Below are 23,914 nucleotides of genomic sequence, written 5' to 3' on the forward strand. Positions count from 1 at the left end.
TTTATTCTTGATATTTTTGATCTAAAAATTTAACCGTATCAAACATATTCGTTTTGCTAGCACCCTTTACTAAAATGGTGTCGTGAGGTTTTATGACTTTCTCTAAGAGAGCATGCAATTTTTCTTTATCGAGGAAATGAAAAATTTTAGAAGAATCCATCCCTTTTGCCTGCGCTGCTGCTCCCATTTCTTCCGTTCTGAAACCATAAGTAATGAATAGATCTATGTCTTGCTCATAAATGTATTCGCCTAATTTACGATATTCCTCTTCTCTTAACTCCCCTAATTCTCGCATTTGACCAATAATAGCAATTTTACGTTGTTTCGCTATATTTGTAAGAACATCAATAGCAGCACGTACACCCTGAGGATGAGAGTGAACGGTATCGTCAATGACTGTAATGTCATCGCGGCAGTTATAAATCGTTAATCTTCTAGGTGGTTTTTTGAAATTTAACCCTGCTTTAATATCTTCTGGACTAAACCCTAAATAATCTGCAACCGCAACCGCATTAAGCGCATTATAAACATGATGTTCTCCTAAAATTGGGATATACATTGCAATTTCTTGTCCTTGCAGCTTTATTTTAAAGGTCATACCGATATCTTTATATTGAATATCATAAGCATTATAGTTCGCTGCGCTATGAATACCAACTGTTAGGATTTCCCCTTTAAACCGCTGTGTTTCTAAATATTTTGAATTCTCATCATCCTTATTCAGGATTAATAAACCATTTTGGTCCATTCCATGTATTAATTCCGACTTTGCCTTGGCCACTCCTTTAATATCTCCATCAAAGTTGCCTACATGAGCTAAACCGATGTTTGTAATAATACTTATATTTGGTTGGATAATACTACAATGATTTGTTATGATACCTGGATAAGCCATCCCATACTCAAGCACAACAGCCTCATGCGAAGCATTAATTTCTTCTTTATGTTTTTTCGTATGCTCTGTTGTATTCCAATAATCTTTTGACTCAAAGATATTCCATTTTTCCGATAAAATAGAGGCAAGGAATGCTTTTGATGTCGTTTTTCCAGCACTGCCGGTAATCGCGATAATCGGTAAAGCCTTTTCTTCGACTAAATCCTTATTTTTCTTCTGTCGCGTAATTTCCTTTTTAACTTCGGCTATATCCTTATTTTCCTCCTGTTGCATAATTTCTCTTTTAACTTCAGCTATATCCTTATTTTTCTCCTGTTGCGTAATTTTCTTTTTCACTTCGGCTATATCCTCATTTTTCCTATGTTGCATAATTTCCCTTTTAATCTGTTTCTTGTTCTTAGCAAGGTACATTGCATACCTTATAGTATTGATGACCACATCTAATTCTAAATAAAAAGCAGGAGGACAACCTGGTCGCCAGTTCACTTCATACATCCAAATTTTTCTTTGCTCATCTAAGCCTATATCAATGCCAATTTCATCAATAACTTCTCCAAATTGCACCATTTGAATTTCATCTAAATGTCGAGCTAGTGACAAGGAAAAATGCTCTAACATCCGCCGAATATCATAAGCTTCTTCTTTAAATTCCTGCTCTAAAAAAGGATCTAAATAATTCGTAAAACCACCATTGTTAATATTCGGTATAATCGAGCCATTTGGTGCAATTCGCGGGTAAATCGTCGTTATAACCCATTTTCCCTCACCGTTTTTTTGAACGTGAAGACGAAAATCATAAATTTGGCCAGATTTTGTTATGGATTGGATATAAGGCTGCACGATAAAGGTGCCTGTAGAAAGTTGCCCTCTAATTAATTCATCTAGCTGTGCCTTTGAACAAATAGTAGTTTCCCTATCCTTCCTTACCTCAAAGTTAATTCTTCCTACTTTCGAAATAAAATAAATCCCTTTGCCCTTCCGACCATCTATCGGTTTAAATACGACTTTTTTATAAAAAGCCATAAAATTATGGAGTAAATCAACATTTTCCACAACCTCAGATGGAATTAAATACTTATCGAATTCCTTTGCTTCTTTAAGTCGCTTAATAACATTCCATTTGTTCCCTATAGAATAGGTTGTAAAAGGTATTTCCTTTTTTAATTTCTCAATAATGTCCTTTGATACCGATAATTTTTCGGGACTCCCTGCATTGTATATAACATCTGGGAAGGGCATCATTCTTTCATGCCAATCACCATTTTCATATACCTTTCCTCTTATGGAACGTTTATCAAAGTCAACGCTTTTTGGTGTAAAATAAAAAAATTGAGCCCCTTCTGCTTTTGCAACAGCCGCATATGCATATGACTTAATAACTGTTCTAGGATCTAGACGATGATGCAACATTCCGATAATTGTCATCCATTAATCTCTTCCTTTCATAGGATTCTCTATCTAATAAATTCAATGAATACAACGTGCACCTAGACAGATGCTCTAATTATTATGTTATTTTAGTAGTTTAAAATTTCATCACCATTTGGGCTCGATGATAAATTTCCCTTTTAACATGTCAGGCTTCAATAACTGAATCGCAGATATACCACTTAATTCAATGGATTTTTCTGAGGATGTTCGCTCTAATCGGACAACCTCTGATATCATATTCGTATCATGCCCTTCATAATCATAGGCTCGCAAAAGCGAAACAGTTCCTCGACAACGTTCTCGATCAATAGCCTCTATACGAAAAAACTCTGTTTCAAACTGCTTTACAGTATCCATTAACCTTAAATGAGTACCGTTGTGTGTTATTAAAAAAAAGGGAATCGTATCACTTCCCACTATTTTCACAAGCAGGTGACCAAAGTATTTAGAATGGAAATCCTTTATCACATCCTGGAGTACTTTTATGTCGTAGAGCGCTTCACATAGAAAATGGTTTCTTTTATTTTCATTATTCATTTCCCTCAGCCCTCCCAAGTCTTAATGAGCTATCCATAAACATTGAAACAGTTACAAAAATATTTAACACCTTCTCGCTATAATATGTAGCACTTAGGAATATGACGACTTTTTTCGTAAAGGAAACAAGGATTCTACAAAAAAGAAAACGTCCATTTTGAACGTTTTCCTTTTTGGATGTTATGTTGCCGCATTATGATGGTCTCCCTGATTTAGAAGAATAACACCACCAATAATCAGTGTAATTCCGATTGCTGAGTAAAGATTAAAAATATCTCCCCATACAACGATTCCAACAATGACTGTTAATGCTGTGCCTATACCTGACCAAATGGCGTATGCAAGACTTAATGGTAGTGTTTTTAAGCAAAGGGATAATGAATAAAACGAAATGCCATATCCTAATGCGACAGCTATCGATGGACCTAGAATTGTAAATGCTTCTGAAAACTTCAGCATCGTTGTTGCAAATACCTCACTGACAATGGATAACGCTAAAAATAAATAACCCTTCATTCACAAATTCCTCCTTAATGTCCGCTACCAGCAAGGTTTAGTATAACTACACCGACAATAATTAATAAAATACCTAGAAGCTTTTTATAATTGAATAATTCCTTATAAAAGACTACACCGATTATTGCCGTTAACGCCGTTCCTACCCCTGCCCATATCGCATACGCAGTACCAATTTCTAAAGATTGTAATGTTAGAGAAAAGAAATAAAAAGCTATTCCATATCCAACCACTACACCCATTGTCGGTAATATTCGTTTAAAGCCATTTGTTAGTTTCAGCATCGAGCTCGCAAAAACTTCTGAGAAAATTGAGATGAATAAATAACCAAGAGCACTCATGTCTGTTAGTCCTTCCTTGTCATGTGCATTAATTGTTTAAAGACACCGTCTGCTGCCTTAGCAGAAATCGGTGCGATATTTAATAGTTTCGAATAATACAATCCATCAATCGTTAACCGAATCAAATGAACAACGGATTCCTCCAAGCCATCTTGAAACAACTCGTCTAGTAAACATTCATAAACTGTTGAGATGGCTGAATTGTCATTTTGCATAATTTGAATCGCAATATTTAAAGATGCCCCATTCGCAAGATCTTTTTGAGAAGCTAAAATAAATGCTCTCGTTAATCTCCCTGTCCCTTGCTCTAGGCTTGCTAGATGTTCATAGGATTGTACAACCTCGTTCAAAATCTTCTCAGCTATTGCTGTTTGAAGTGCATCCTTCGTTATAAAATGATACAGTAACCCACCCTTACTAATGTTCGCCTTACTAGCGATTTTCTCTAAAGTTAAAGTGCTTAAATCATTGTCTTTTAAATAATCAATCGCCGTTTCAATAATATATGAACGTTTTAAATCTGCTTTTGATGACATATAATCGCCCCCTTTAAAAGCATAAAAAACCGTCTGGACGGTCTTTTTTTATTTTATAGCTCTTACTTCACATCGTCAAATACAAAGAAAAAAAGGGGGTCTGTAATACTGCGGGGATGGGCTTGCGTTGAAAGCACCGGATTGACAAGGAGATTGAAGCCAAGCCTACGGAAAGCGCCAACTCGGGGTGAAAATCAACCTATGTCACCAAGCAAAAGCCCTCTCAAATTGTGAGAGGGCTCATACTAGTTTTATTTCGGTAATGTAAACGTTTCTTTTTTACCTTTAGAAGTATCCTCTGCTCCTTTATTTCGGATAGGACCTAATTCAATTTCAAAGGCTTTATCTTTCCAGATTTTTTCATATTGCTCTTGATCTAATACGAATACTTGCAATAGCTCGCCAGTTTCGCCAGCTTTAATAATGTCATTATACTTGTAATTCAATAGCATACCCTCGCTTAATGAATATTGCGCGCCATTGTTAACTGATAATTTCGAAGACATAGATGATAAACCGATTTCACTTGTTGCTTTATTTTCTAGCTTAAATTTCACTGTTAATAAAGTGACACCATTCGTGAAATTAGAGAAACGTGGAGCTTCCACCTCATTAGGTGTAAATTGTGTAAACTGATACCCTTCTAGAATAGCATTTACATCCCCTATTTTCTTACTTTCATTAATGTCGCTTTTTTCCTTCAACATCTTCTTTTCGCCCATATTGTCCATTGTTACTTTATCTTGATAAAATGACGAATTACTTGCTACTTTTTTCGAGCCATCCGCATTTATAGCAAGATTAAATCTTCCATCAGAACCAATCGTAGAGCCGTAATTTTCCTTTTCAGTAATCGGTTTTGGAACCTCTACTGTTACTGTTCCCAATTTATTGATTTTTGCTAAATCTGTTTCACCGAATGGATAAGCGATATACCCAGTTATCTCTTCACCTGCTTTTAGCAAATAATCAGTCTTGTAGCCTAATTTTGTTGGCAATTGGCTTTCTTCAGGAATTAAATCCTTATAATTCGAATAATCTTTATTTGCACCCGTAAATGTAACATATAGACTAGGCATGTAATAAACATCTTTATCCATACCATTCTTCACGGTATATTTAGCTAAAATAACCCCACCGTCAGTTTGATCACCAAATGGAATATTAAAATCTGTGTGGAAATCCTTTAATTCTACTACTGAATATGCATCAAGCGAAATTGAAACATTCTCCATTTTATGTACTTGTGGTTCATTGTTTTCAAAAAGAACTTTAGTTTTCCCTTGAGTTTCCTTTTCCATATAAGAAATTAAAGGTGCAAAGTCAGCTGATTCTTTAGTTGATTCTTGATCTTTTTTAGATTCTTCCTTTTGGACTTTATCTTTATCTTGTCCTTTTTCCTCCTGTGTTTTCTTTGGTTCATCGTCTTTTTTTGTTTCGTCCGCGCTTTTTCCACAGCCACTAAGAATAATTGATGTTGATAAAATTAGCGAAGACATTAAAAATAAACTCTTTTTCATTTCTTCCTCCAAGATGTGTCTTTAAAATTTTTTAGGCCCAACTGTAAAAACGAATTATATAAGCTATTTTTTGAGCTGATACCCATTTTAATCCACATTTATCTCCAAAACAACTTGAATTGGAAGAAATTGTACTAACGAAGTAATGAGCATCCAAATATTGTTTATTGAATAATTCTATCCTATTTTTCATTTTACAGCATTTACCATATTTGACCTTTTTCGAGATAATTCCATCGAATAATAATTATTTATGTACTAAAAAAACTTTATTTCTCTAAGTTGTCAGAGAATAAGTATAATCTACCCATGAATATAGTTGCATGTGAAATCATGTATTTTTTCCTTAGCTTAATTAAGGCTGCCGCTTCGCTGTTCACCATTAGCTCTTTTTCAAACTCCGTGATAAAAACTAACAAAAAAAAGCTAGATAAAAGATAAACATCTCTTTTCTAGCTTCTTGTATCACATGATTTTCGTCTTACAGCAGTCCAGCCTTTATTAAATATTCGCGCGCCACCTCTTCTATATTTTTGCCTTCTACATTTACTTGATAATTCATTTCACGCATCTCATCATCTGTTATTTGATTTGCCAACTTATTTAAAGCTGTTTCAATCTCAGGATACTTGTCTAGCGTCTCTTTCCTTAGTAAAGGAGCTCCTTGATAAGGCGGGAATAGTTGCTGATCATCTGCTAATACTTGCAGATTATACTGACGTATTTCACTATCCGTTGAATAAGCATCTAATAAATCTATATTTCCTGATTCGATCGCCTGATATCTAAGCTTTGGCTCCATTGTTGTTATGTTTGAAAGTGTAATACCGTAACGCTTTTGAATGCCTAAATAACCATCTTCTCGATCATTAAATTCCAATGTGAATCCAGCTTTTATCGTTTCTTGAATAGGCTTAATGTCAGAAATTGTTTGCAGATGATAGGTTTCAGCCATTTGCTTTGATACCGCCAAGGCATACGTATTGTTATATTTCATCGGACTAAGCATTACCATGCCAAATTTATTCATCATTCCATCTTTCGCCTGGTTATAAACATCTTCCTGCTTATTATTGATGGCTTCCTCTTTTAAAAACTCTGAAATTGCCGTTCCAGTAAATTCTGGATAAATATCGATGCTGCCAGACTTAAGTGCATTAAATACAAAGGAAGTCTTTCCAAGCCCAGGTTTTAATTGCACCTTTAAGTCTGTTTCATTTTCAATAAGCAATTTATACATATTTATTAGAATCTCTGGTTCAGAGCCTAGCTTCCCTGCAATGACAATTTCTTCTTTTTCTTTGAAGTTTAGTAGCGGTAAGATAATCATTAATAATGCCACAACACTAATAATGCTCAATGCTGTAATTGTTTTTTTAAACGAAAGCAATTCTAGCTTTTTTAGTAAAAAGTCGAACACTAATGCTAAAATCGCAGCTGGGACAGCCCCTAAAATAATAAGTGCAGTATTATTTCGGTCAATTCCTAGCAAAATGATATCCCCTAATCCCCCAGCTCCGATTAATGCTGCTAAAGTTGCCGTTCCAACGATTAATACCATAGCTGTTCTAATCCCCGCCATTATAACAGGCATAGCAAGGGGCAATTCTACTTTCACTAATCGCTTTCGAGTATTCATCCCCATAGCCATCGCTGCCTCTTTTAAAGACGGATCTACTTCGTTTATCCCCGTAAATGTATTGCGTAAAATCGGAAGAAGTGCATAAACAACTAAGGCAATAATTGCAGGTACTTTTCCGATGCCAAACAACGGAATCAATAGCCCTAATAACGCTAATGAAGGAATCGTTTGTAAAACTGCACTAATCCCAATAATACTTTCTGCTATTTTCTTTTTATTCGTTAAATAGATTCCTAGAGGAATAGCAATCACCACTGCAAGAAATAGTGCAATGAAGGAAATTTGAATATGCTCTAATAAAGATGCCAATAACTGGCCTTTTCGTTCACTAAACACCTCAAAAAAATTAGCCATTTATATTACCTCTTTCTAAGGAATCATGCGCTAAATACTGAAGCATAGATGCTCTTGTGACAACGCCTATTATTTTTCCGTTATCTTCCACACCTAAACATTCATAATGAGCTAATTTTTGTAGAATGGTATGTAAAGAATCTCTGGAAGAAATGGTGTACTCTCGATTTCTTTGGTCATCTTCGCCTGCAATTGGTTCAATTACATCTTGGATATTGAAAGTATTCGCCCCATACTCTTTTACCCCAATAAATTCTCGAACAAAATCATTAACAGGATTTTGTATGATTTCTTGAGGAGTACCAATCTGCACAATCTCTCCATCCTTCATTACACATATTCGATCACCCAATTTTAAAGCCTCTTGCATATCATGCGAAACAAAGACAATTGTTTTTTGTATCGTTTGCTGAAGCTCTAGAAGATCATCTTGTAATTTTGTGCGGCTAATCGGATCTAAAGCACTAAAAGGCTCATCCATTAAAATGATTTCTGGATCAGCTGCTAATGCACGAACAACACCGACCCTTTGTTGCTCACCACCAGAAAGCTCTATTGGCTTGCGCTGACTATATTTATCTGGTTCAAGTCCAACCATATCCAATAACTCACGAACTCTTTGCTGGATTTGCGGTTTACTCCACTTCTTCAATTCAGGGACAACAGCTATATTTTCTTCAATCGTCATATGGGGAAAAAGCGCAATTTGTTGAAGGACATAGCCGATATTCCATCGCAATTCATGTATGTTGTAATCACTAATTCTTTTACCGTTAATTCGAATGGTCCCTTCCGTTAAATAAATTAATCGATTAATCATCTTTAATAATGTTGTTTTTCCACAGCCACTAGGTCCAATAAGAACAAAGAATTCTCCCTTGTTGATCTCTAAATTAATAGCCTTCACTGCGACTTGGTCATTTTCATATTTTTTTGTGACATTTTCAAATGCTATCATTGTATAGGCTCCTTTTAATATTGCTTTTACATAAACTCATTATCTCTTAGCAAAACGAAGGGTTGATTTCCGTTCCGGCTAGGCGCTTTTATCGCTGCCGCTTCGCTTTCGCGCAGAAAACATTTGTAGCTGTCGCTTTGCTTTCGCTACAGATAAAACATTTGCCGCTGACGCTTCGCTTTCGCGCAGAGCTTCCTGGGGGCGTCCGATGAGCCGCTTGGGGCAACACGATGTTGGTCACGAAGGCGTTATCACAGGACGTGATGCTTTTAGCCTTCGTTCCTCTGTCTGCTCGCTCCAGGGTCTCATCTGTGACGCTGATCCCAAGGAGTCGCCCAGCCTCCACTCCAATCAACTAATCCACTTTGCTCGGCTTCCTTGATCTTTCGAGAACACACATTGTCTAGTCTATTTACTAAATGTTTTAAAATAGAAATAAACTACTATTTTAATTCTCTTCATTTCATATACGTTAAGCATAGTAGGTCTAGAACTGACACTTTTTTAAAATACACCGAGTTACTATATATATTTCACTATTTAAAATGATTTCAAACTTATTTTTTGTTTCATATCAAAACGTTGGTCCTCTTGACGCTCTACTCTATGTGTCTCATAATTTTCATAGTAAATCGTATACTGTTTTTGAGTACGACTAACTACTATTCAATAAAGATGTCCTTTCAAAATGAATAGCTTCATAAATGTTAATAATACCATTTTTGTTTTTTTGAGTAACTATTGCAACTATCTATTTATGACCTTCATTTCTAAAAGGTGCTGGAAATTAAGGAACTAAATGAAGGGTTTTTTCGTTCTATAAATGATGTACTCTATAAAAGAAAACTGACTTTATTTCTATTAATAACTCTGTAATAATTAGAAATATATGAACTTCGTTATTGAAATGAAAGGAGGGAGATGTTGTAATCTACCAACATCAATAATCAATGAAATACTTAATTAATTTTTTTAAAGGTCTGATGATTACTGTTATTGTTATTTGTATTTCGTTTTTTATGGTGACACAGCTATTCAATACTCATGAAACTGAAGCGCCTGTAGTAGTCGATAATAATCCTAGTGTAGAAGAATTTATTGGCTCTATTGCTGAAATTGCACGGAAAAAAGGTGCCGACAATGACTTGTATGCATCGATTATCATTGCGCAAGCCGTTTTAGAAAGTGAGCATGGACAAAGTGGCCTTGGTTCTGCTCCAAATAACAATTTATTTGGTATGAAAGGTAGTTATCAAAATAACTCCGTAACATTGGAAACATCTGAGGATGATGGTTCAGGTAATATGACAAGGGTAATGGCTGAATTTCGCAAATATCCTTCCTATGAGGCTTCCATACAAGATTATGTTAAATTAATGCGTAATGGGGTTTCTTGGAACAAAAATTTCTATGCAGGAGTTTTCAAAAGTAACGCGAAGACCTATTCAGATGCTACAAAGTTTTTAACAGGCTCTTATGCAACAGATTCAAAATACAATGAAAAACTTAATGCACTGATAGCAAAGTATGACTTACAACAGTATGACAGCCCTGTCAAAGATAAAAAAACAATTACCGTAGCTGATGGTGACTCTCTTATGCATATTGCAGAGGCACATAATGTTAAAGTTACGTCCATCAAACAATGGAATCAGCTTCGATCTGATAGAATTGAAGCCGGTCAGCAATTAAATATTTATAAATATTAATGTAAAAAAATCTCCATGAATAATTATAGACATGGAGATTTTTTTCTTATACTAACCTATTAATCTGTAAATCACAGTTTCTATATCAAAGACTCTTTTATTCAAAGTGTAAGTTCTACCTTCTACCTGCTGAGCAATTTTTTCAGTAAACTCACCTAAATTTTCGATAATATTTTTCTGAAGCTCTGCTTGTCCAATTTTGAGTTCATATACATCACACTTAAGTTCATGCAAATCATTTTCAATTTTATCTAAGCGTAGTTCAATTCCGTCAAAACGTTTGTTCATTCCGACTAATTGATGATCAATATTTTCAAAGCGATCATCCATTCCATCTAGCCGTTGGTCAATACCATCAAATCTTTGATCAATAGTCTCAAGATGTCGGTCCATTCCATCTAGTCGTTGGTCAATTCCGTCAAGTCGCTTATGCACTGGTGTTAATTCTTCTTTTAAAACAGAACGTAACATCTCTTTTAACTCTAGATTCAATTCATATCCTCCAATCCCTTTAATTTTGATTTCATTATAGCATAATGAAAATAGGTTAACTCTATCAATATTTTCTCGATTTATCACAAAAATTGAAAAAGAGAAGCAAAGTTAAGCTTCTCTAAACTTTCTATTTATAAACTGCCCACAGCGATAATAGATGTTGCCAAATCTTCCCGATATTGCTGATGTTGGTCATCCAGACTATTAATATTGACCTCATTCCCGCCAAGTGAAGAATGTATATAAAGGTTATCCCCTATATATAAAGCAATATGTCCTGGGAAGTATAATAAGTCTCCCTTTTGTATGTGCTTTAGAGATATTTCCTTGATAGGAAAACCTTCAACAATTTTGGCATCACGATAAATATATACCCCGTTAAGCATATATGCCATTGAACACAGACCTGAGCAATCAATACCTAGCGGCGATTTTCCTCCCCAGCGATAGGGTGTTGCTAAATAACTTAGCGCTGTTTGGACAACATTTTCTCGTAATTGTTGCTCAGATAAGCTGTTTACTGTAATTTTTTCTTGTAGCCATTGCTTACGTACGTAACCGATCTCACCTGGCACTAATTGCACTGCCGCCCATTCAGGATCTAGCTCATCAATAGCAATCGAACAGATGATCGATCCTTTAACGAGCGTCATCATTTTCGTACTTTGAATTCGAGGCTGTTGCAAAACATCGGCGAAGCTTTGGTTAATAAAATGGTTTGCCTTTTGTAGCCAGGCATCCGTTTTGGCTTCATCAACTAGTAAGTTATCCTTCTGGCAAAAACCTTCATAGCGATAAGCAGTTTGTATACGTACCCAGCTTTCATCTATATCTTCCATGATTTGAACCGTCATACCGTATAGTACCTCATCCACTAATTCTGAGGCTTCATCTGGCTTTACGTGTAAATTTGCAATCATTGACGTCACAATGGCATTCATTCTATCATCTCCTTCCGCTTCACCAAATAATCATAAACAACTTTGGAAATACGACCAATTAGCTGTCTTGCATGATTATTATTTCTAACCTCAGTGACGAAAACGCCAATAAGATAATCCCCAGAGCTGTTGAAAACTATCCCAACATCATGATCTACCGTATCAAGACCACCTGTTTTATGAGCAAGCTTCACATCATCTACTAAATAACGTTTTAGTGATTCGTGTACACGTTGACGACTTAAAATATCTATCGTTAGATCACTAAATACTGATGATAACAAGTCCCTGCGATAAATTCGTGAAAATAGCAGTGCCATATCACGTGCTGAAGTAGTATTATCAAAGCCCTTTGCAAGCCTCTCAAAATCCATCATCTTTCGTTGAATCATTGTTTGTAGTAGCCCAATTTGACGAAAATATTGATTGAGTGCATCCATCCCTAGAAAATCGATTAGTACATTTGTTGCTGTATTATCACTCGTAATAATCATCCATACTAAAAGCTCATAGATGGTACTTTGCTCTAGGCGCTGCTCACTAATAATACTATAATCAACCCATTCTTCTGGTGCTATCTTGATCTCTTGCTCTAATGATAGGTTATTGCTTTCTAAATAGTTTAGAACAGCAAGTAGTATAGGCACTTTAATTAAGCTAGCACTGGAAAACGTGTCTTCTATTTTTTCACTAATATAAAAATGCTCCGTTTTACAATCTTTCACAAACATATGCACTTTATAGGGTGCTTTTTGAAGAATCCGTGTAATCGTTTGCTTCATATTTCACACCTACTCTATAACTTTTATCATTTGATTCTCCGTGTCCATTGTGATAGTTCGACCTAATGGCAATGACATCGTTGGTAAACAGTGACCGCAAGTAATGTCCTTCATGATAGGTATATTGTGTGGACCTAAAATTTCTTGATAAATTGTTTGTAGTGATAGGCTATGTTCTGGATGTTTTGGTTCTTCAGGACCGCAATTTGTCCAAGCTCCTAATAAGATACCTGCCACCTCATCTAGTTTACCTGCCAATTTTAATTGCGTAAGCATGCGATCAACACGTTGCTCACTCTCGTCTACATCCTCTAAAAATAATATTTTGCCCTTTGTATCTATTTCATAAGGTGTGCCAAGGGATGCTGTAACTAGTGTTAAGTTCCCACCAATAAGCTGACCTGTTGCTTTTCCAGCTACAAGCGTTGTCATTGTACGTCCAGGTGGGTTTTCAAGGTAGTAATCTGTACGTTCTGTTGCTGTCACACTTTCGATAAAGGAATTCCATGTATATTGATCCATCTCCGGCCGAATAAATTCTGTAGAGGGCATTGGTGTATGATAAGTGACAAAGCCACATTTTTGGTTAAAAGCAATATGTAATGCCGTCACATCGCTATAGCCAGCAAATACTTTTGGGTTTGCTTTTATCATATCGAAATCCAGAAGCGGTAAAATTTTCGTCGCTCCGTAACCTCCACGTATGCAGAAGATACCGTCAATGTTAGAGTCGCTAAACATTTGATTAACTTCATAAGCTCTTAGTTCATCAGAGCCTGCTAAGTAACCATGCCTTGCCCTACAAGTTTCCCCCGCGACAACCTTAAAACCTAGCTTTTCAATACTTTGAACGGCAGGGAGAAATTTTTCAGGTGGGGTTGCACCTGAAGCACTTATAAGACCAATTGTGTCACCTTTTTTCAATGCCTTTGGACGAATCATTTATTTACCTCCATTTTTAGTGAAGTTCGGTACCATTCCAATTCCTCTTCATTGGCCAAGACAAAATGACCTTCTTCTATTTCAATAAATGATGGTGGCTGAATGTCATAACGGTGCTGTGACGGATCATAGATTTCTACCACTTTGTCACGCTCCTTATAAGGATTTGGCTCAGGTACTGCCGATAATAATGCCCTTGTATAAGGATGAACGGGATTAGCAAACAGCTTTTCTGTCTCTGCTAGTTCAACAATTTTACCTTTATAAATAACAGCAGTTCGATCAGTAATAAATCGGACTACTGATAAGTCATGAGCAATGAATAAATAAGTTAAATCATTTTGCTGCTGTAGGTTCGCTAGTAAATTTAATACTTGTGCACGAATGGATACGTCTAGTGCTGATATCGGTTCATCTGCAATAATAAACTCTGGCTCCATTACTAATGCACGTGCAATGCCGATACGCTGACGCTGCCCCCCTGAAAATTCATGTGGGAAGCGACTAGAAAACTCCGGTAATAATCCTACATTTAATAATGCATCGCGTACCTTCTGTTGGCGATCAGCCTCGTTATTAAAGTTTCTTGTATTAATAAGTCCCTCTGAAATAATATAGTCTACCTTTGCACATTCATTTAGCGATGCCATAGGATCTTGAAAAATCATTTGGATTTTCTGTGTAATTTCTCGATCCCACTCTTTCGATATTTTGCCATTTAGTTTCTTACCGTGATACAGTATTTGTCCTTCGGTTACTTCATTGATACGCATAATTGCTCGGCCTATTGTTGTTTTTCCAGAACCTGATTCACCTACTAAACCAAATGTTTCACCTTTAAAAATATCGAAGCTGACATCATCAATAGCTATAAATTTATTTTTGCCTTTCCCAAAAACAACCTTTAAATTTTTTACTTCAACTAACACTTCTTTATGACTCATGCGCGTATCGTCTCCCTTCTGCGAAAAAAGCTTGTAGTGCTTCAGGAGGCTCTACTTTCGGCGCAAGTGGATCTAATAGCCATGTACGAGCATAATGTGTGTCACTCACCTGAAAAAATGGAGGACGCTCGACAAAATCAATCTTTAACGCATATTGATTGCGAGGTGCAAAGGCATCACCTTTTATTTCTTGGAAAAGATTTGGTGGAGTACCCTTAATAGAATATAGCTGCTCCCCTTTTGAGCCAAGTTGCGGTAATGAAGAAATGAGTGCCCATGTATAAGGATGCTTGCCATTAAAGAAAATTTCATGTGTCTTTCCCACCTCGATGACATCACCTGCATACATAACTGCAATACGGTCTGCAACCTTCGCTACAACCCCTAAATCATGCGTTATATAAACAGTTGTTAGTCCATATTTTTGTTGAAGATTTTTTAAAAGTTGCAAAATTTGTGCTTGAATTGTTACGTCTAATGCAGTTGTTGGCTCATCACAAATTAAGATCTTAGGCTTACATGCTAGTGCAATAGCGATCACAATTCGTTGACGCATGCCACCGGAAAATTCGTGAGGATATTGCTTATAGCGCTTTTCCACATCGTGAATGCCAACATCCTTTAACAATTTCAAGGTTTCTTCGTATGCTACCTTGCCCTTTAAATTCTGATGTAAAATAACACATTCCTCAATTTGCTTGCCAATCGTTTTCAGTGGATTTAATGATGTCATTGGATCCTGTGTAACCATTGCCACTTCTTTCCCACGAATGCTAAGCCACTCCCGCTCGGTTCTAAACTGTGCTAAATCCTGATCATTGTAGATGATCTTCCCCTGATCAATATAACCATTTTTATCGAGCAAGCCCATGATTGATTTCATTAGAACTGATTTTCCTGAACCAGATTCGCCAACGATTGCAAGACTTTCACCTTTGTACAAATCGAGGGAAATATTACGAATAGCCGTTAGCACTCTGCCACGAAGTGTAAATTTAATGACAAGGTTTTGGATGGTTAAAATAGGTGATTTAGCTTGCGTCACTTCCATCATCTCCCTTTATACATGATTTTTCGGATCTGCTGCATCTGCAAATGAATTTCCTATAATATAAAATGCAATCGTAATGACGCTTAATACAATACTTGGAAAAATGAGCTGATATCTTAATTCTGAAGACATCATGAGTACCCGTCCTTCATTGATTAAATTTCCTAAAGACGGCTCACTAATCGGTAGTCCTAATCCGATATATGTTAAAAATACTTCTGAGCCTATTGCAAATGGTATGGCAAGACTCATTCGTAACATAATGACGGAAATGAGATAGGGTAATAGATTTTTTAAAATAATTCGATAATCGGGCGTTCCTAAACATTTTGAGGCTAAGTTATACTCACGATCACGCAAAATAACAATTTGATTGCGTATAAATCTTGCCATTTCTACCCAACCGGTAATACACATGGCAATAATAATAGTTGAAATACTTGGCCGCAAAATATAAGACATTAATATAAGTACGATCGTTGTCGGTATGTTATCAACGACGTTGTAAAGCTGTGTGATAGGTACCTCTAATTTTCGCGAAAAGCCCCAAAGCGTACCAATCGTAATACCAACAATAGCCTCTACTAAAGCAACCACACAGCCAATAAATAACGAGGTCCTTGTCCCTGCCCAAATACGTGACCATAAATCCTGCCCAATGGAATTTGTCCCAAACCAAAATTCACCGTTTGGAGCAATATTACGTGCTTGGAGACCTGTCTGTTCATCTAAATATATTTCAGTCGGTGATTTTTGCGCTGGTAAATAAGGCTGTAAAATGGTGAAACCTACGATAATAAGCACGCCAACTAATAGAAAGACGGCGATACGATTTTTCAAAAAGGATTTCCAAGTAGAACGCCAATAGGAATAATTAGAGTATGCTGTTTCCTCAGCCTGACGCTCATCTACTTCTGCAAACTCGAACAATGTTTCACGAGATTTGTTTGAGATATTGTTTATTTCTTCTGAATACATTCCCATTAACGTACACTCTCCCCTTTCCCTAATTTAATTCGTGGATCTACAAGTGCCATTGCAATATCACCTAAAATTAGTCCGATAATTCCAAGTGAAGAGAACACAAGCACTAAGCCTTGTACAATTGTATTATCCTGTCGCTGTATAGCATCTACGAGTAAGCCCCCCATACCAGGAATGGAATATAAGGACTCAATGTAGATGGAACCTGTAATGGTAAAAAGAATAGTCGCTGGTAAATACTGTGCCATCGGAATAAAGGCATTTCTTAGGACATGTTTAAACATTAATGTACGCTCTTTAACTCCCTTTGCTCTCGCTAGCTTAATATAATCCTTGTTGAGTTCATCTACCATATAGCGCCGCATCCACATGGCATAGGAGGCTGTCGGTGCTAACGCCATTGAAGTCAGTGGTAAAATCCAAGTAATAGGATTATATTCATCAAAAAGCATTGGTAAATGAAATATTTCTGTAATATACATTTGAATGACTAAATAATAGACGGCGGCTGGCACTGCAACAATAATGACAATATAGCCAGTCCCTAAGCGGTCCAACCAGCGTCCCTTCATCTGGGCCATCAATATGCCGAGCGGAACTCCAATTAGAAGAGATAGCGCAACCGCACCTAAACCAAATAGCAACGAATACATGATCTTATCTGCAATAATCGTGACGACTGGTACATCTGTCCGATATGTAACGGATTTACCTAAATCACCATGAAACAGCTTGGAATAAAAATTTCCCAACTGCACAAGTAACGGGGCACGTAAACCTAAATTCGTTAAATATACTTCTTGTTGTGCAGGTGACATTTTATTCGCTGCTGCCCCTAAATAACCTTCTTCTGGCATTAAACGTAGTAATGAAAAAACAATCGTAATAATAATAAATAGTGTTAAAACTGATTGTAATAAACGTTTACCTATATACCACAGCATCACTTCATCCTCCTTTTTCAGAAAGACTAAAGGAGATGCCGACTTTGAAATTTCGGTATCTCCTTCATACATACTTAGCGCTTTTGAACATTTTTCTTGAATGTAGCAATAATCCCAATATTTTTGCATTAACTGCCTAATGCCCGATTGTATCAGCCATCAATCATTGGGCATTGAATGAAGTTTCACATTTATTTCGCCGCTTTAGCTAACGCATCCGCACGCTCTTGCTCCCACTTCGCTAAAGCTTCTTTAAACTCATCGTTACTCATTGGTTTGTTTAAAACTCGCTGACCTTTAAATTTCTCAGCAGTCACACCAAATGGAGAGTATTGAGCCTCAAATGGATTTAATTTAGAGGCAACATAGCCGCTACCCCCTACTGAATAAGGAATAACAAATGCCTCATCAATTAAGAAGGCTTCCGCTTTGGCAAACAGTTCGTAACGTTTTGCTGTATCGATCGTTGCCTTTGCTTCGTCCACTAAATTTTGATATTTTGATTTTCCGTTTGCTTCTGTATAGCCTTCAGCTAGCTCTGGTTTATTATAAGTACCGTCTGCAGTGAATGGGTCCGTATACGTTGATGGATCGGCATAGTCTGGACCCCAGTTTGCTTCGAGTAATGCAAATTTACCCGGTTTACGAACCTCTGATAAAAAGCCTGTTGATGGTCCGGCCTCAATGATAATATCTACATATTCAGAGCCTAATAATTTTTCAATCTGCTGTTCAACCACTTGTGAACGATTTGCCCAATCTGGCATTCCTGAGTTATAAGGCATTACCACTTTTATTGGGAAAGTTACTTTTCCTTCAAGCGCTTTTTTCGCTTTTTCTTTGTATTCCAATGCCTTCTCTTTGTTGAAGGAATCGTTATTTGCAATATCAGCTAGTGGTGTTAACTGTGTATAGTCAACTCCCTCCACATCGACAAAGTTTTTAGGAGTAATCGTGTTGCTAAGCAAATCTTTTGGATTATAAGGTTCTAAAGTTAGCATTGCAGATTCACGGTCAAATGCATGGAATAGAGATTTTCGGAAATCTTTATTATTGACCGCTTTCTTCCAATTTTCAGGCTCATATTCTGCATCAAATTGCGGATTAAAGTTTAATGCATAGAAATACGTATAGAAGTTATTTTGTGTTTGACGAAGTTGGGATTTTTTCTTATCGTCTTTAAACCACTCATCTATGATAGAAGTTGGAATACTCGCTGAATCAATTTCTCCTCGTAAAAATAATTCTGGTGCCACTGTAGCCGCTTCTTTATTGTATTTATAGCGAATACGATCAATCAGAACTTGGTCTTTATCCCAATACGTATCATTTTTCACAAGTACTCGCTCGTTTTGCGGTTCAAATTTATCTAAAATATAAGAGCCGTTATAAAGGAAATTATCATTAGTTGTACCGAAACTATCACCTTTTTCCGCTATAAATTTACCATTAACCGGGAAGAAACAGACATAGTTCAACATAGATAGGAAGTAAGGTGTTGGCTTTTCTAAAGTATATTCTACTGTATGTTCATCTATTGCCTTTATGCCAACCTTCGTAAAATCTGTCATATCACCGTTATAGAAGGCTTCCCCATTTTTTACGACCGTAGCAATCCAAGCTGTTGATGATTCATTTTTTGCATCAAGTACATAATGTAAGCCATCTACAAAATCTTGAGCAACAACATTCGCATACTCTTTCCCGTCATGCGTAACCCATTTTGCATCGTCACGGAGCTTGAACGTCCAAACTGTAGCATCGTCATTTGATGACCATTCTTTTGCTAAGCTTGGTTGTACAACACCATACTTATCATACTCAATTAATCCATCGATCAAGTTCGCCGCCACAGCAAACTCATTCGTTTCAGAGGTTTTTAAGTAATTTAACGTTTTTATTTCCCCTGAATAAACAACTCGATACTCTGATTTTTTTTCATTTGAAGAATCATCACTACAGGCTGCACAAAGCATTACAACAAGACACGCGAAAAGCAACCAATACCTTTTCATAATAAGCATCCCCCTAGTAATCTTATTTATCTACATAAAGAGACAGTGAAAATCCCACTATAGCGAAACAAAAAATAAAAGTGAGAGATCAACTATCCATAAAGCCCGATTGGTTCTATTTACAGTCAGTAGGGATGACGAACCCCCTCACTAATTGAAGCTGCACTTTATTATGAAAATCCAATTCCAACAGCATCCGTCATCCTTATTCGATCATTTTCAAATATTGGACCACCTGCAATAGGATCTTTCAAACATAAACTTGGTCCGTCTAAATCTACCATCGTGATATTTTTCTGTGATGCGGCAAAATGTGCAGCGGCACTTACGCTAATTTTAGTCTCTAGCATACAGCCAATCATGCATGGTATATCGTTTGCCTCCGCAATATGGCAAATTTTCTGCGCTTGATAAATGCCACCTGTTTTCATGAGCTTAATATTAATCAAATCTGCAGCTCGCTTTTCAATAATTGTATAGGCATCTTTTGCAGAGAAAACACTTTCATCCGCCAAAATATTTGTCAATGTATGAGCCGTCACGAATTGCATTCCTACAAGATCATGACAATGAACAGGCTGCTCAACCAATTCAACATTCGTACCTGCATCTTCAAGTGCACCAATAATTTGTACAGCCTGCTTCGGTGTCCAGCCCTGATTCGCGTCAACACGTAATGTTATGGCGTGTCCAACTGCATCACGAATGGCAACAACTCGCGCCACATCATCTGTTGGATCCTTGCCAACCTTGATTTTTAAAATCTGAAACCCCCGCTGTACCACGGCTATACTATCCTTCACCATTTCTTCAGTACCATTTACACTAATCGTAATATCTGTTTCTAGCTCATTACGATACCCCCCTAGTAATTTATACAGAGGTGTTTGATAGTGCTTCGCAAATAAATCATAAATCGCCATATCTACCGCGGCTTTTGCACTGGTGTTTTGATAAATACTGTTGTCGATTCGCTCCATGACTTCTGTCAACTCTTCAATATCCATCCCAATAATGGCTGGCTTTATATACTCTTCGATAGCGTACGAAATAGACCCCAGCGTTTCACCAGTAATGGCTGCAGTCGGTGCCGCTTCACCGATACCTATTTGCCCGTTATCAGCGTGAACATAAACGGCAATATTATGAATGCTATGCACTGTTCGTAGTGCTGTTTTAAACGGTGTTATAAGCGGTGCTTCTACCTTCCCCACGACAATGTTTTTAATCTTCATTGCTTCACCTACCTTTTCGTTACTTATGTTAAGAACTGTAAAATTCGAAGCACCTCATAAAAATCATCCGTTACGAATTCAACTGTATTATGTGGTTTAAACGTAGCATTCGGATAAAAAGAATTTCGATATGCTCGCGTATGATCCCGATAAATGATTTCCACTATAAAGCGCTCAGGTAATGGTACTTGCAAATCTTCACGCGCCACCTTCATTGAGTCCTCAACAAGTCGTTTCGTTTCCATAATCGTCAGCTGCGGACTTACACTAATGGTCGCATTTCCTATCCCTTCTTTTGTGGCAAATGTGATGATGTTATCATTGATAGATTGAATTTCTTCTGTTAACCCCACATCTCCACTGACAAACGAAACTGGAACACCATGTAAAGCAGCAGCGTACGTATTAATTAAAAATTCACTCGCATACTCACCATTAATTTTCACATCAGCAAAAACGCAAAGCGTATGTGCTAAAGGGTTACGCGCACTTCCTCCTTTACTGTGATAGCCAATAAAAATCGCCCGATCAAAGCTCTTATCAAGTCCCGCAACCATACACATCGGGTCATACGTCCAACCACGAATGACCTTGCAATTTACTGGTAGATTAGAAATATCTAGATTACGTGCTGAATCATGAGCATCCTTTAATAAAATTTCGGTTGCTCCACCAAGAATAGCCCCCTCTATAGCGGCTTCTACTTCCTTTGTCATTTGCTTTTGAAAAAACTGATAATCTGGCGCGTTTAGCTCCGTCTCACTCCAAACCGTTGTTCCAGTAATCCCTTCAATATCTGCACTAATATAGACCTTCATAGAAATCGAAACTCCTTTACTTTATTGTCTTGGATAATTGCTTCCACAGCTCCATAATTAGCTTCTTGCGCACCTATACGTCTTGCCCATGAAGCATTATTAAAATCGTAATGCCACCATTCCTCTGAATAATTTGTAAACCCAACCATTGTCAAACAGTTATAGAGAAGACGTCGATGAACACATGCTTCCCAATCCTCCTCTGGATGTTGTTCAAAATAGCGTGTCGCAGACTTTTCACTAATTTCATCAAATGCAGTACCTAAATTTAAAGCATTGCCGTCTAAATCTCCTAGTGTCACATCAATTGCCCCACCTGTTAAATGAGGGGCAAAATGAGCATGATTAATGCTAGGAAACGCAACATACTTGCGCGTTTCTCTTACAACTTCTTGCTCAGTAAAATGAGGAAAAAGTTGAGCTATTTCCTTAGAAAAACTCGTAAACAAAAATTGTTGCACTTGGAATGGACGATAGCCATCATATAAGATAAGGCTATAATTTTTAGACAATAATAACAGCGCTTGTGTTAATCGTTCATACACACTTTGACGTAAATAAATGGCTTGTAAACTATTTGGTATTTTTTGATGATAGTAAATTGGGTGAACAAAGATCCTCGAATGTTCTTTTCCGATTTGAATTAATGGCTCGCCATTTTCACGAATTGCTGGCGTTGATTCCCTCATTGAATTTTTGTTTACCTCAATAGGATGAAAAACAGCGTCGTGTATAGTACACACCTCCAATTTCAGGTTTCGATAAAATTTTCGGATAATTCAGTTTTTAATGAATGTATCATACTCTAAATTTATTGACTAGATAAAAAAAGAAATCTTACAGAGTAATAGCTATTCTCTTCTTTTCGAACAAGATACGCCAAATAATTTATGCAAGGAGTAGAAAGATGATGTTTTTTCACCTATTTAGGAATTTTATTCACGGATTGGGTAGAAGATTACCGAAATATAATAAAAAATGACGAATGATTTCCATTCCGACTGGGGGCTTTTTCGCTGCCGCTTCGCTTCTGGCATTTGAAAAAGCTGCCGCCTGCAAAGTACAGGCGGCAGCTTCTACAATTCAATAGCCTTTTTTATTCAACTAACCGCACCGTAAGCACAAGAAGCGATTGCTCTAATTGAACAATCGCCCCCTTTAATTGAAAAAATAATTATGTTTTCTTTTCATTTTCAAGGTCATTGACCCTCTTTTTAAGATTTGAAATTTCTTCTGTTAAATCATCAGTTGGACTTTTTATTCTATGCGTTACTCCTTTAATAATCGCTATTACAGCTATAATAAAAACAATAAATCCTGCTATAAACATAAAAATTATTTCCATAAAATCCTCCACTTATATTTCTTTATCTTCTGTCACTATTCTGCACCATTAGTCTAAGAAAAAAATGGCTCTACCCCATATTGAAGTAAGACCCCGTTAGCACAATCAGGTTTGTCAAAAATAGTATCCAATTAATGAATACCAAGATACTTTTCAAACCAATTGCAAGCTTCAAGCTTCATATAATAATTAAATTGGTGATCGACAAAAGGCATGCTGAGTCGAAGATTTTCTGGCTGTTCAGCGTACAATGGTAACAACTTTTCATAGAGTTCTAATGAATAAGTAAATAGTGAATCTGTATCTTGATCACCATTGATAATTAGTAATGGTTTTGGTGAAAAATTACTCAACTTTTCATATGGATTTATCATTTGGAAATACTCTGTTCTTTTTGCTATTTCTTTCTCTGCATTCTGAATCGGTTCTCTCCATTGTTCATAAGTACCAGTTGATAGGATACTATCTTTCCATGCTTTTGCAAAAGATGTCTTTCCAGCTATTGGAACCGTAACTTTTATATCAGGGTTATTAGCTACGATATAAAATGTTGCATATCTCCCCATTGAAAAACTGATATTCCTATTTTATTCTTATCAATCTCATCTCTACTTTTAAAATATTCAATGAGACTTTGTATATCGAATGCAGACTGTTCTATTACTTCATGCATATGAACATAAGAATCAAGACCAGTATCTGGTGGAAATACTTTAGAAAATTTGTTAGTTTCGGTGTTCGTTTTCCTCATACCATGATCTTTGCAATCGATACTAACATAATAAAACCCTTTTTTGGCAAGCATATATCCAAAATCTAACGCTTGCTCACGGTCTCCTCCGTATCCATGAAGATAAAAGATTAATGGGCATTTCTTTAATTCACTTTGATAAATACTTAAAATCGGTATGTTATTCACTATGCGTTCTTCAATTATTATTTTTGTCATTAGTGATACCTCTCTTATTAATAATTCTAT

At 36.6% G+C, this 23,914-nt stretch carries 24 protein-coding genes; 1 reads left to right on the forward strand and 23 read right to left on the reverse strand.

The genetic code is table 11. The annotated features are described in order from the left end of the window. Position 1 precedes the first annotated feature (1 nt). The 8 genes from ACQKMV_RS12315 to ACQKMV_RS12350 all read right to left on the reverse strand — a co-directional run bounded on the left by ACQKMV_RS12315 (position 2) and on the right by ACQKMV_RS12350 (position 8,730). On the reverse strand, positions 2–2,320 hold the full coding sequence (locus ACQKMV_RS12315) for a YheC/YheD family protein (RefSeq protein ID WP_427504227.1): 2,319 nt from the start codon (positions 2,318–2,320) through the stop codon (positions 2–4). Positions 2,321–2,431: 111 nt separating this feature from the next. Beyond that, on the reverse strand, positions 2,432–2,863 hold the full coding sequence (locus tag ACQKMV_RS12320; protein WP_427504228.1) for a hypothetical protein: 432 nt from the start codon (positions 2,861–2,863) through the stop codon (positions 2,432–2,434). Positions 2,864–3,043: 180 nt separating this feature from the next. Next, entirely contained in the window at positions 3,044–3,379 is a 336-nt protein-coding gene (locus ACQKMV_RS12325; RefSeq protein WP_427504229.1) for a DMT family transporter, read from the reverse strand. Between the two features lie 14 nt (positions 3,380–3,393). Next, positions 3,394–3,720: a DMT family transporter gene (locus tag ACQKMV_RS12330; RefSeq protein ID WP_427504231.1), complete on the reverse strand. Its 327-nt coding sequence runs from the start codon at positions 3,718–3,720 to the stop codon at positions 3,394–3,396. 5 nt (positions 3,721–3,725) lie between these two features. Then, the gene (locus ACQKMV_RS12335; RefSeq protein ID WP_427504233.1) at positions 3,726–4,256 is read right to left on the reverse strand and encodes a TetR/AcrR family transcriptional regulator; all 531 of its coding nucleotides are present in this window, start codon (positions 4,254–4,256) and stop codon (positions 3,726–3,728) included. A gap of 251 nt (positions 4,257–4,507) precedes the next feature. Then, positions 4,508–5,776, reverse strand: coding sequence for a DUF5068 domain-containing protein (locus tag ACQKMV_RS12340; RefSeq protein ID WP_427504234.1), 1,269 nt, complete (start codon positions 5,774–5,776; stop codon positions 4,508–4,510). Between the two features lie 481 nt (positions 5,777–6,257). After that, positions 6,258–7,772, reverse strand: a complete 1,515-nt coding sequence (gene opuFB, locus ACQKMV_RS12345) for an osmoprotectant update ABC transporter permease/substrate-binding subunit OpuFB (protein WP_427504235.1) — start codon at positions 7,770–7,772, stop codon at positions 6,258–6,260. Then, positions 7,765–8,730 (reverse strand): ABC transporter ATP-binding protein, encoded by a 966-nt coding sequence (locus ACQKMV_RS12350; RefSeq protein ID WP_427504236.1) that lies wholly within the window; start codon positions 8,728–8,730, stop codon positions 7,765–7,767. Before ACQKMV_RS12350 ends, opuFB begins: the two co-directional genes overlap by 8 nt. A 983-nt stretch (positions 8,731–9,713) precedes the next feature. Here ACQKMV_RS12350 and ACQKMV_RS12355 point away from each other — a divergent pair. Then, positions 9,714–10,439, forward strand: a complete 726-nt coding sequence (locus ACQKMV_RS12355; RefSeq protein WP_427504237.1) for a glucosaminidase domain-containing protein — start codon at positions 9,714–9,716, stop codon at positions 10,437–10,439. 51 nt (positions 10,440–10,490) lie between these two features. Here ACQKMV_RS12355 and ACQKMV_RS12360 read toward each other — a convergent pair whose 3' ends face one another. The 15 genes from ACQKMV_RS12360 to ACQKMV_RS12430 all read right to left on the reverse strand — a co-directional run bounded on the left by ACQKMV_RS12360 (position 10,491) and on the right by ACQKMV_RS12430 (position 23,884). Beyond that, positions 10,491–10,931, reverse strand: a complete 441-nt coding sequence (locus ACQKMV_RS12360; RefSeq protein WP_427504239.1) for a hypothetical protein — start codon at positions 10,929–10,931, stop codon at positions 10,491–10,493. A gap of 134 nt (positions 10,932–11,065) precedes the next feature. Further along, the gene (locus ACQKMV_RS12365; RefSeq protein ID WP_427504240.1) at positions 11,066–11,875 is read right to left on the reverse strand and encodes a C40 family peptidase; all 810 of its coding nucleotides are present in this window, start codon (positions 11,873–11,875) and stop codon (positions 11,066–11,068) included. Continuing rightward, positions 11,872–12,657, reverse strand: coding sequence for a serine hydrolase (locus ACQKMV_RS12370; RefSeq protein WP_427504241.1), 786 nt, complete (start codon positions 12,655–12,657; stop codon positions 11,872–11,874). The genes ACQKMV_RS12365 and ACQKMV_RS12370 overlap by 4 nt, the downstream gene beginning before the upstream one ends. A 9-nt stretch (positions 12,658–12,666) precedes the next feature. Further along, positions 12,667–13,599 (reverse strand): S66 peptidase family protein, encoded by a 933-nt coding sequence (locus tag ACQKMV_RS12375; protein WP_427504243.1) that lies wholly within the window; start codon positions 13,597–13,599, stop codon positions 12,667–12,669. Beyond that, on the reverse strand, positions 13,596–14,543 hold the full coding sequence (locus ACQKMV_RS12380; RefSeq protein WP_427504244.1) for an ATP-binding cassette domain-containing protein: 948 nt from the start codon (positions 14,541–14,543) through the stop codon (positions 13,596–13,598). The genes ACQKMV_RS12375 and ACQKMV_RS12380 overlap by 4 nt, the downstream gene beginning before the upstream one ends. Next, positions 14,533–15,594 carry an ABC transporter ATP-binding protein gene (locus ACQKMV_RS12385; protein WP_427504246.1) on the reverse strand — a complete coding sequence of 354 codons (1,062 nt, stop codon included), beginning with the start codon at positions 15,592–15,594 and terminating at the stop codon, positions 14,533–14,535. The genes ACQKMV_RS12380 and ACQKMV_RS12385 overlap by 11 nt, the downstream gene beginning before the upstream one ends. Positions 15,595–15,603: 9 nt before the next feature. Beyond that, positions 15,604–16,578, reverse strand: a complete 975-nt coding sequence (locus ACQKMV_RS12390) for an ABC transporter permease (protein ID WP_427504247.1) — start codon at positions 16,576–16,578, stop codon at positions 15,604–15,606. After that, positions 16,578–17,522, reverse strand: coding sequence for an ABC transporter permease (locus tag ACQKMV_RS12395; protein WP_427504248.1), 945 nt, complete (start codon positions 17,520–17,522; stop codon positions 16,578–16,580). The genes ACQKMV_RS12390 and ACQKMV_RS12395 overlap by 1 nt, the downstream gene beginning before the upstream one ends. A 191-nt stretch (positions 17,523–17,713) precedes the next feature. Then, a complete protein-coding gene (locus tag ACQKMV_RS12400; RefSeq protein WP_427504250.1) occupies positions 17,714–19,537 on the reverse strand; it encodes a peptide ABC transporter substrate-binding protein in 1,824 nt (607 codons plus the stop codon). Positions 19,538–19,707: 170 nt separating this feature from the next. After that, positions 19,708–20,772, reverse strand: a complete 1,065-nt coding sequence (locus tag ACQKMV_RS12405; protein ID WP_427504251.1) for a dipeptide epimerase — start codon at positions 20,770–20,772, stop codon at positions 19,708–19,710. 23 nt (positions 20,773–20,795) lie between these two features. Beyond that, positions 20,796–21,590: a M55 family metallopeptidase gene (locus ACQKMV_RS12410; RefSeq protein WP_427504252.1), complete on the reverse strand. Its 795-nt coding sequence runs from the start codon at positions 21,588–21,590 to the stop codon at positions 20,796–20,798. Beyond that, the gene (locus ACQKMV_RS12415) at positions 21,587–22,279 is read right to left on the reverse strand and encodes a M15 family metallopeptidase (protein ID WP_427504254.1); all 693 of its coding nucleotides are present in this window, start codon (positions 22,277–22,279) and stop codon (positions 21,587–21,589) included. Before ACQKMV_RS12415 ends, ACQKMV_RS12410 begins: the two co-directional genes overlap by 4 nt. Positions 22,280–22,764: 485 nt before the next feature. Continuing rightward, entirely contained in the window at positions 22,765–22,935 is a 171-nt protein-coding gene (locus tag ACQKMV_RS12420) for a hypothetical protein (protein ID WP_427504255.1), read from the reverse strand. Positions 22,936–23,066: 131 nt separating this feature from the next. Continuing rightward, positions 23,067–23,501 carry an alpha/beta hydrolase family protein gene (locus tag ACQKMV_RS12425; RefSeq protein ID WP_427504256.1) on the reverse strand — a complete coding sequence of 145 codons (435 nt, stop codon included), beginning with the start codon at positions 23,499–23,501 and terminating at the stop codon, positions 23,067–23,069. Then, positions 23,471–23,884 carry a hypothetical protein gene (locus tag ACQKMV_RS12430; RefSeq protein WP_427504258.1) on the reverse strand — a complete coding sequence of 138 codons (414 nt, stop codon included), beginning with the start codon at positions 23,882–23,884 and terminating at the stop codon, positions 23,471–23,473. Before ACQKMV_RS12430 ends, ACQKMV_RS12425 begins: the two co-directional genes overlap by 31 nt. Positions 23,885–23,914 lie beyond the last annotated feature (30 nt).

The sequence above is a fragment of the Lysinibacillus sp. NPDC094403 genome, from assembly GCF_050278745.1.
In the GTDB taxonomy this organism is placed as follows: Bacteria; Bacillota; Bacilli; order Bacillales_A; family Planococcaceae; genus Lysinibacillus.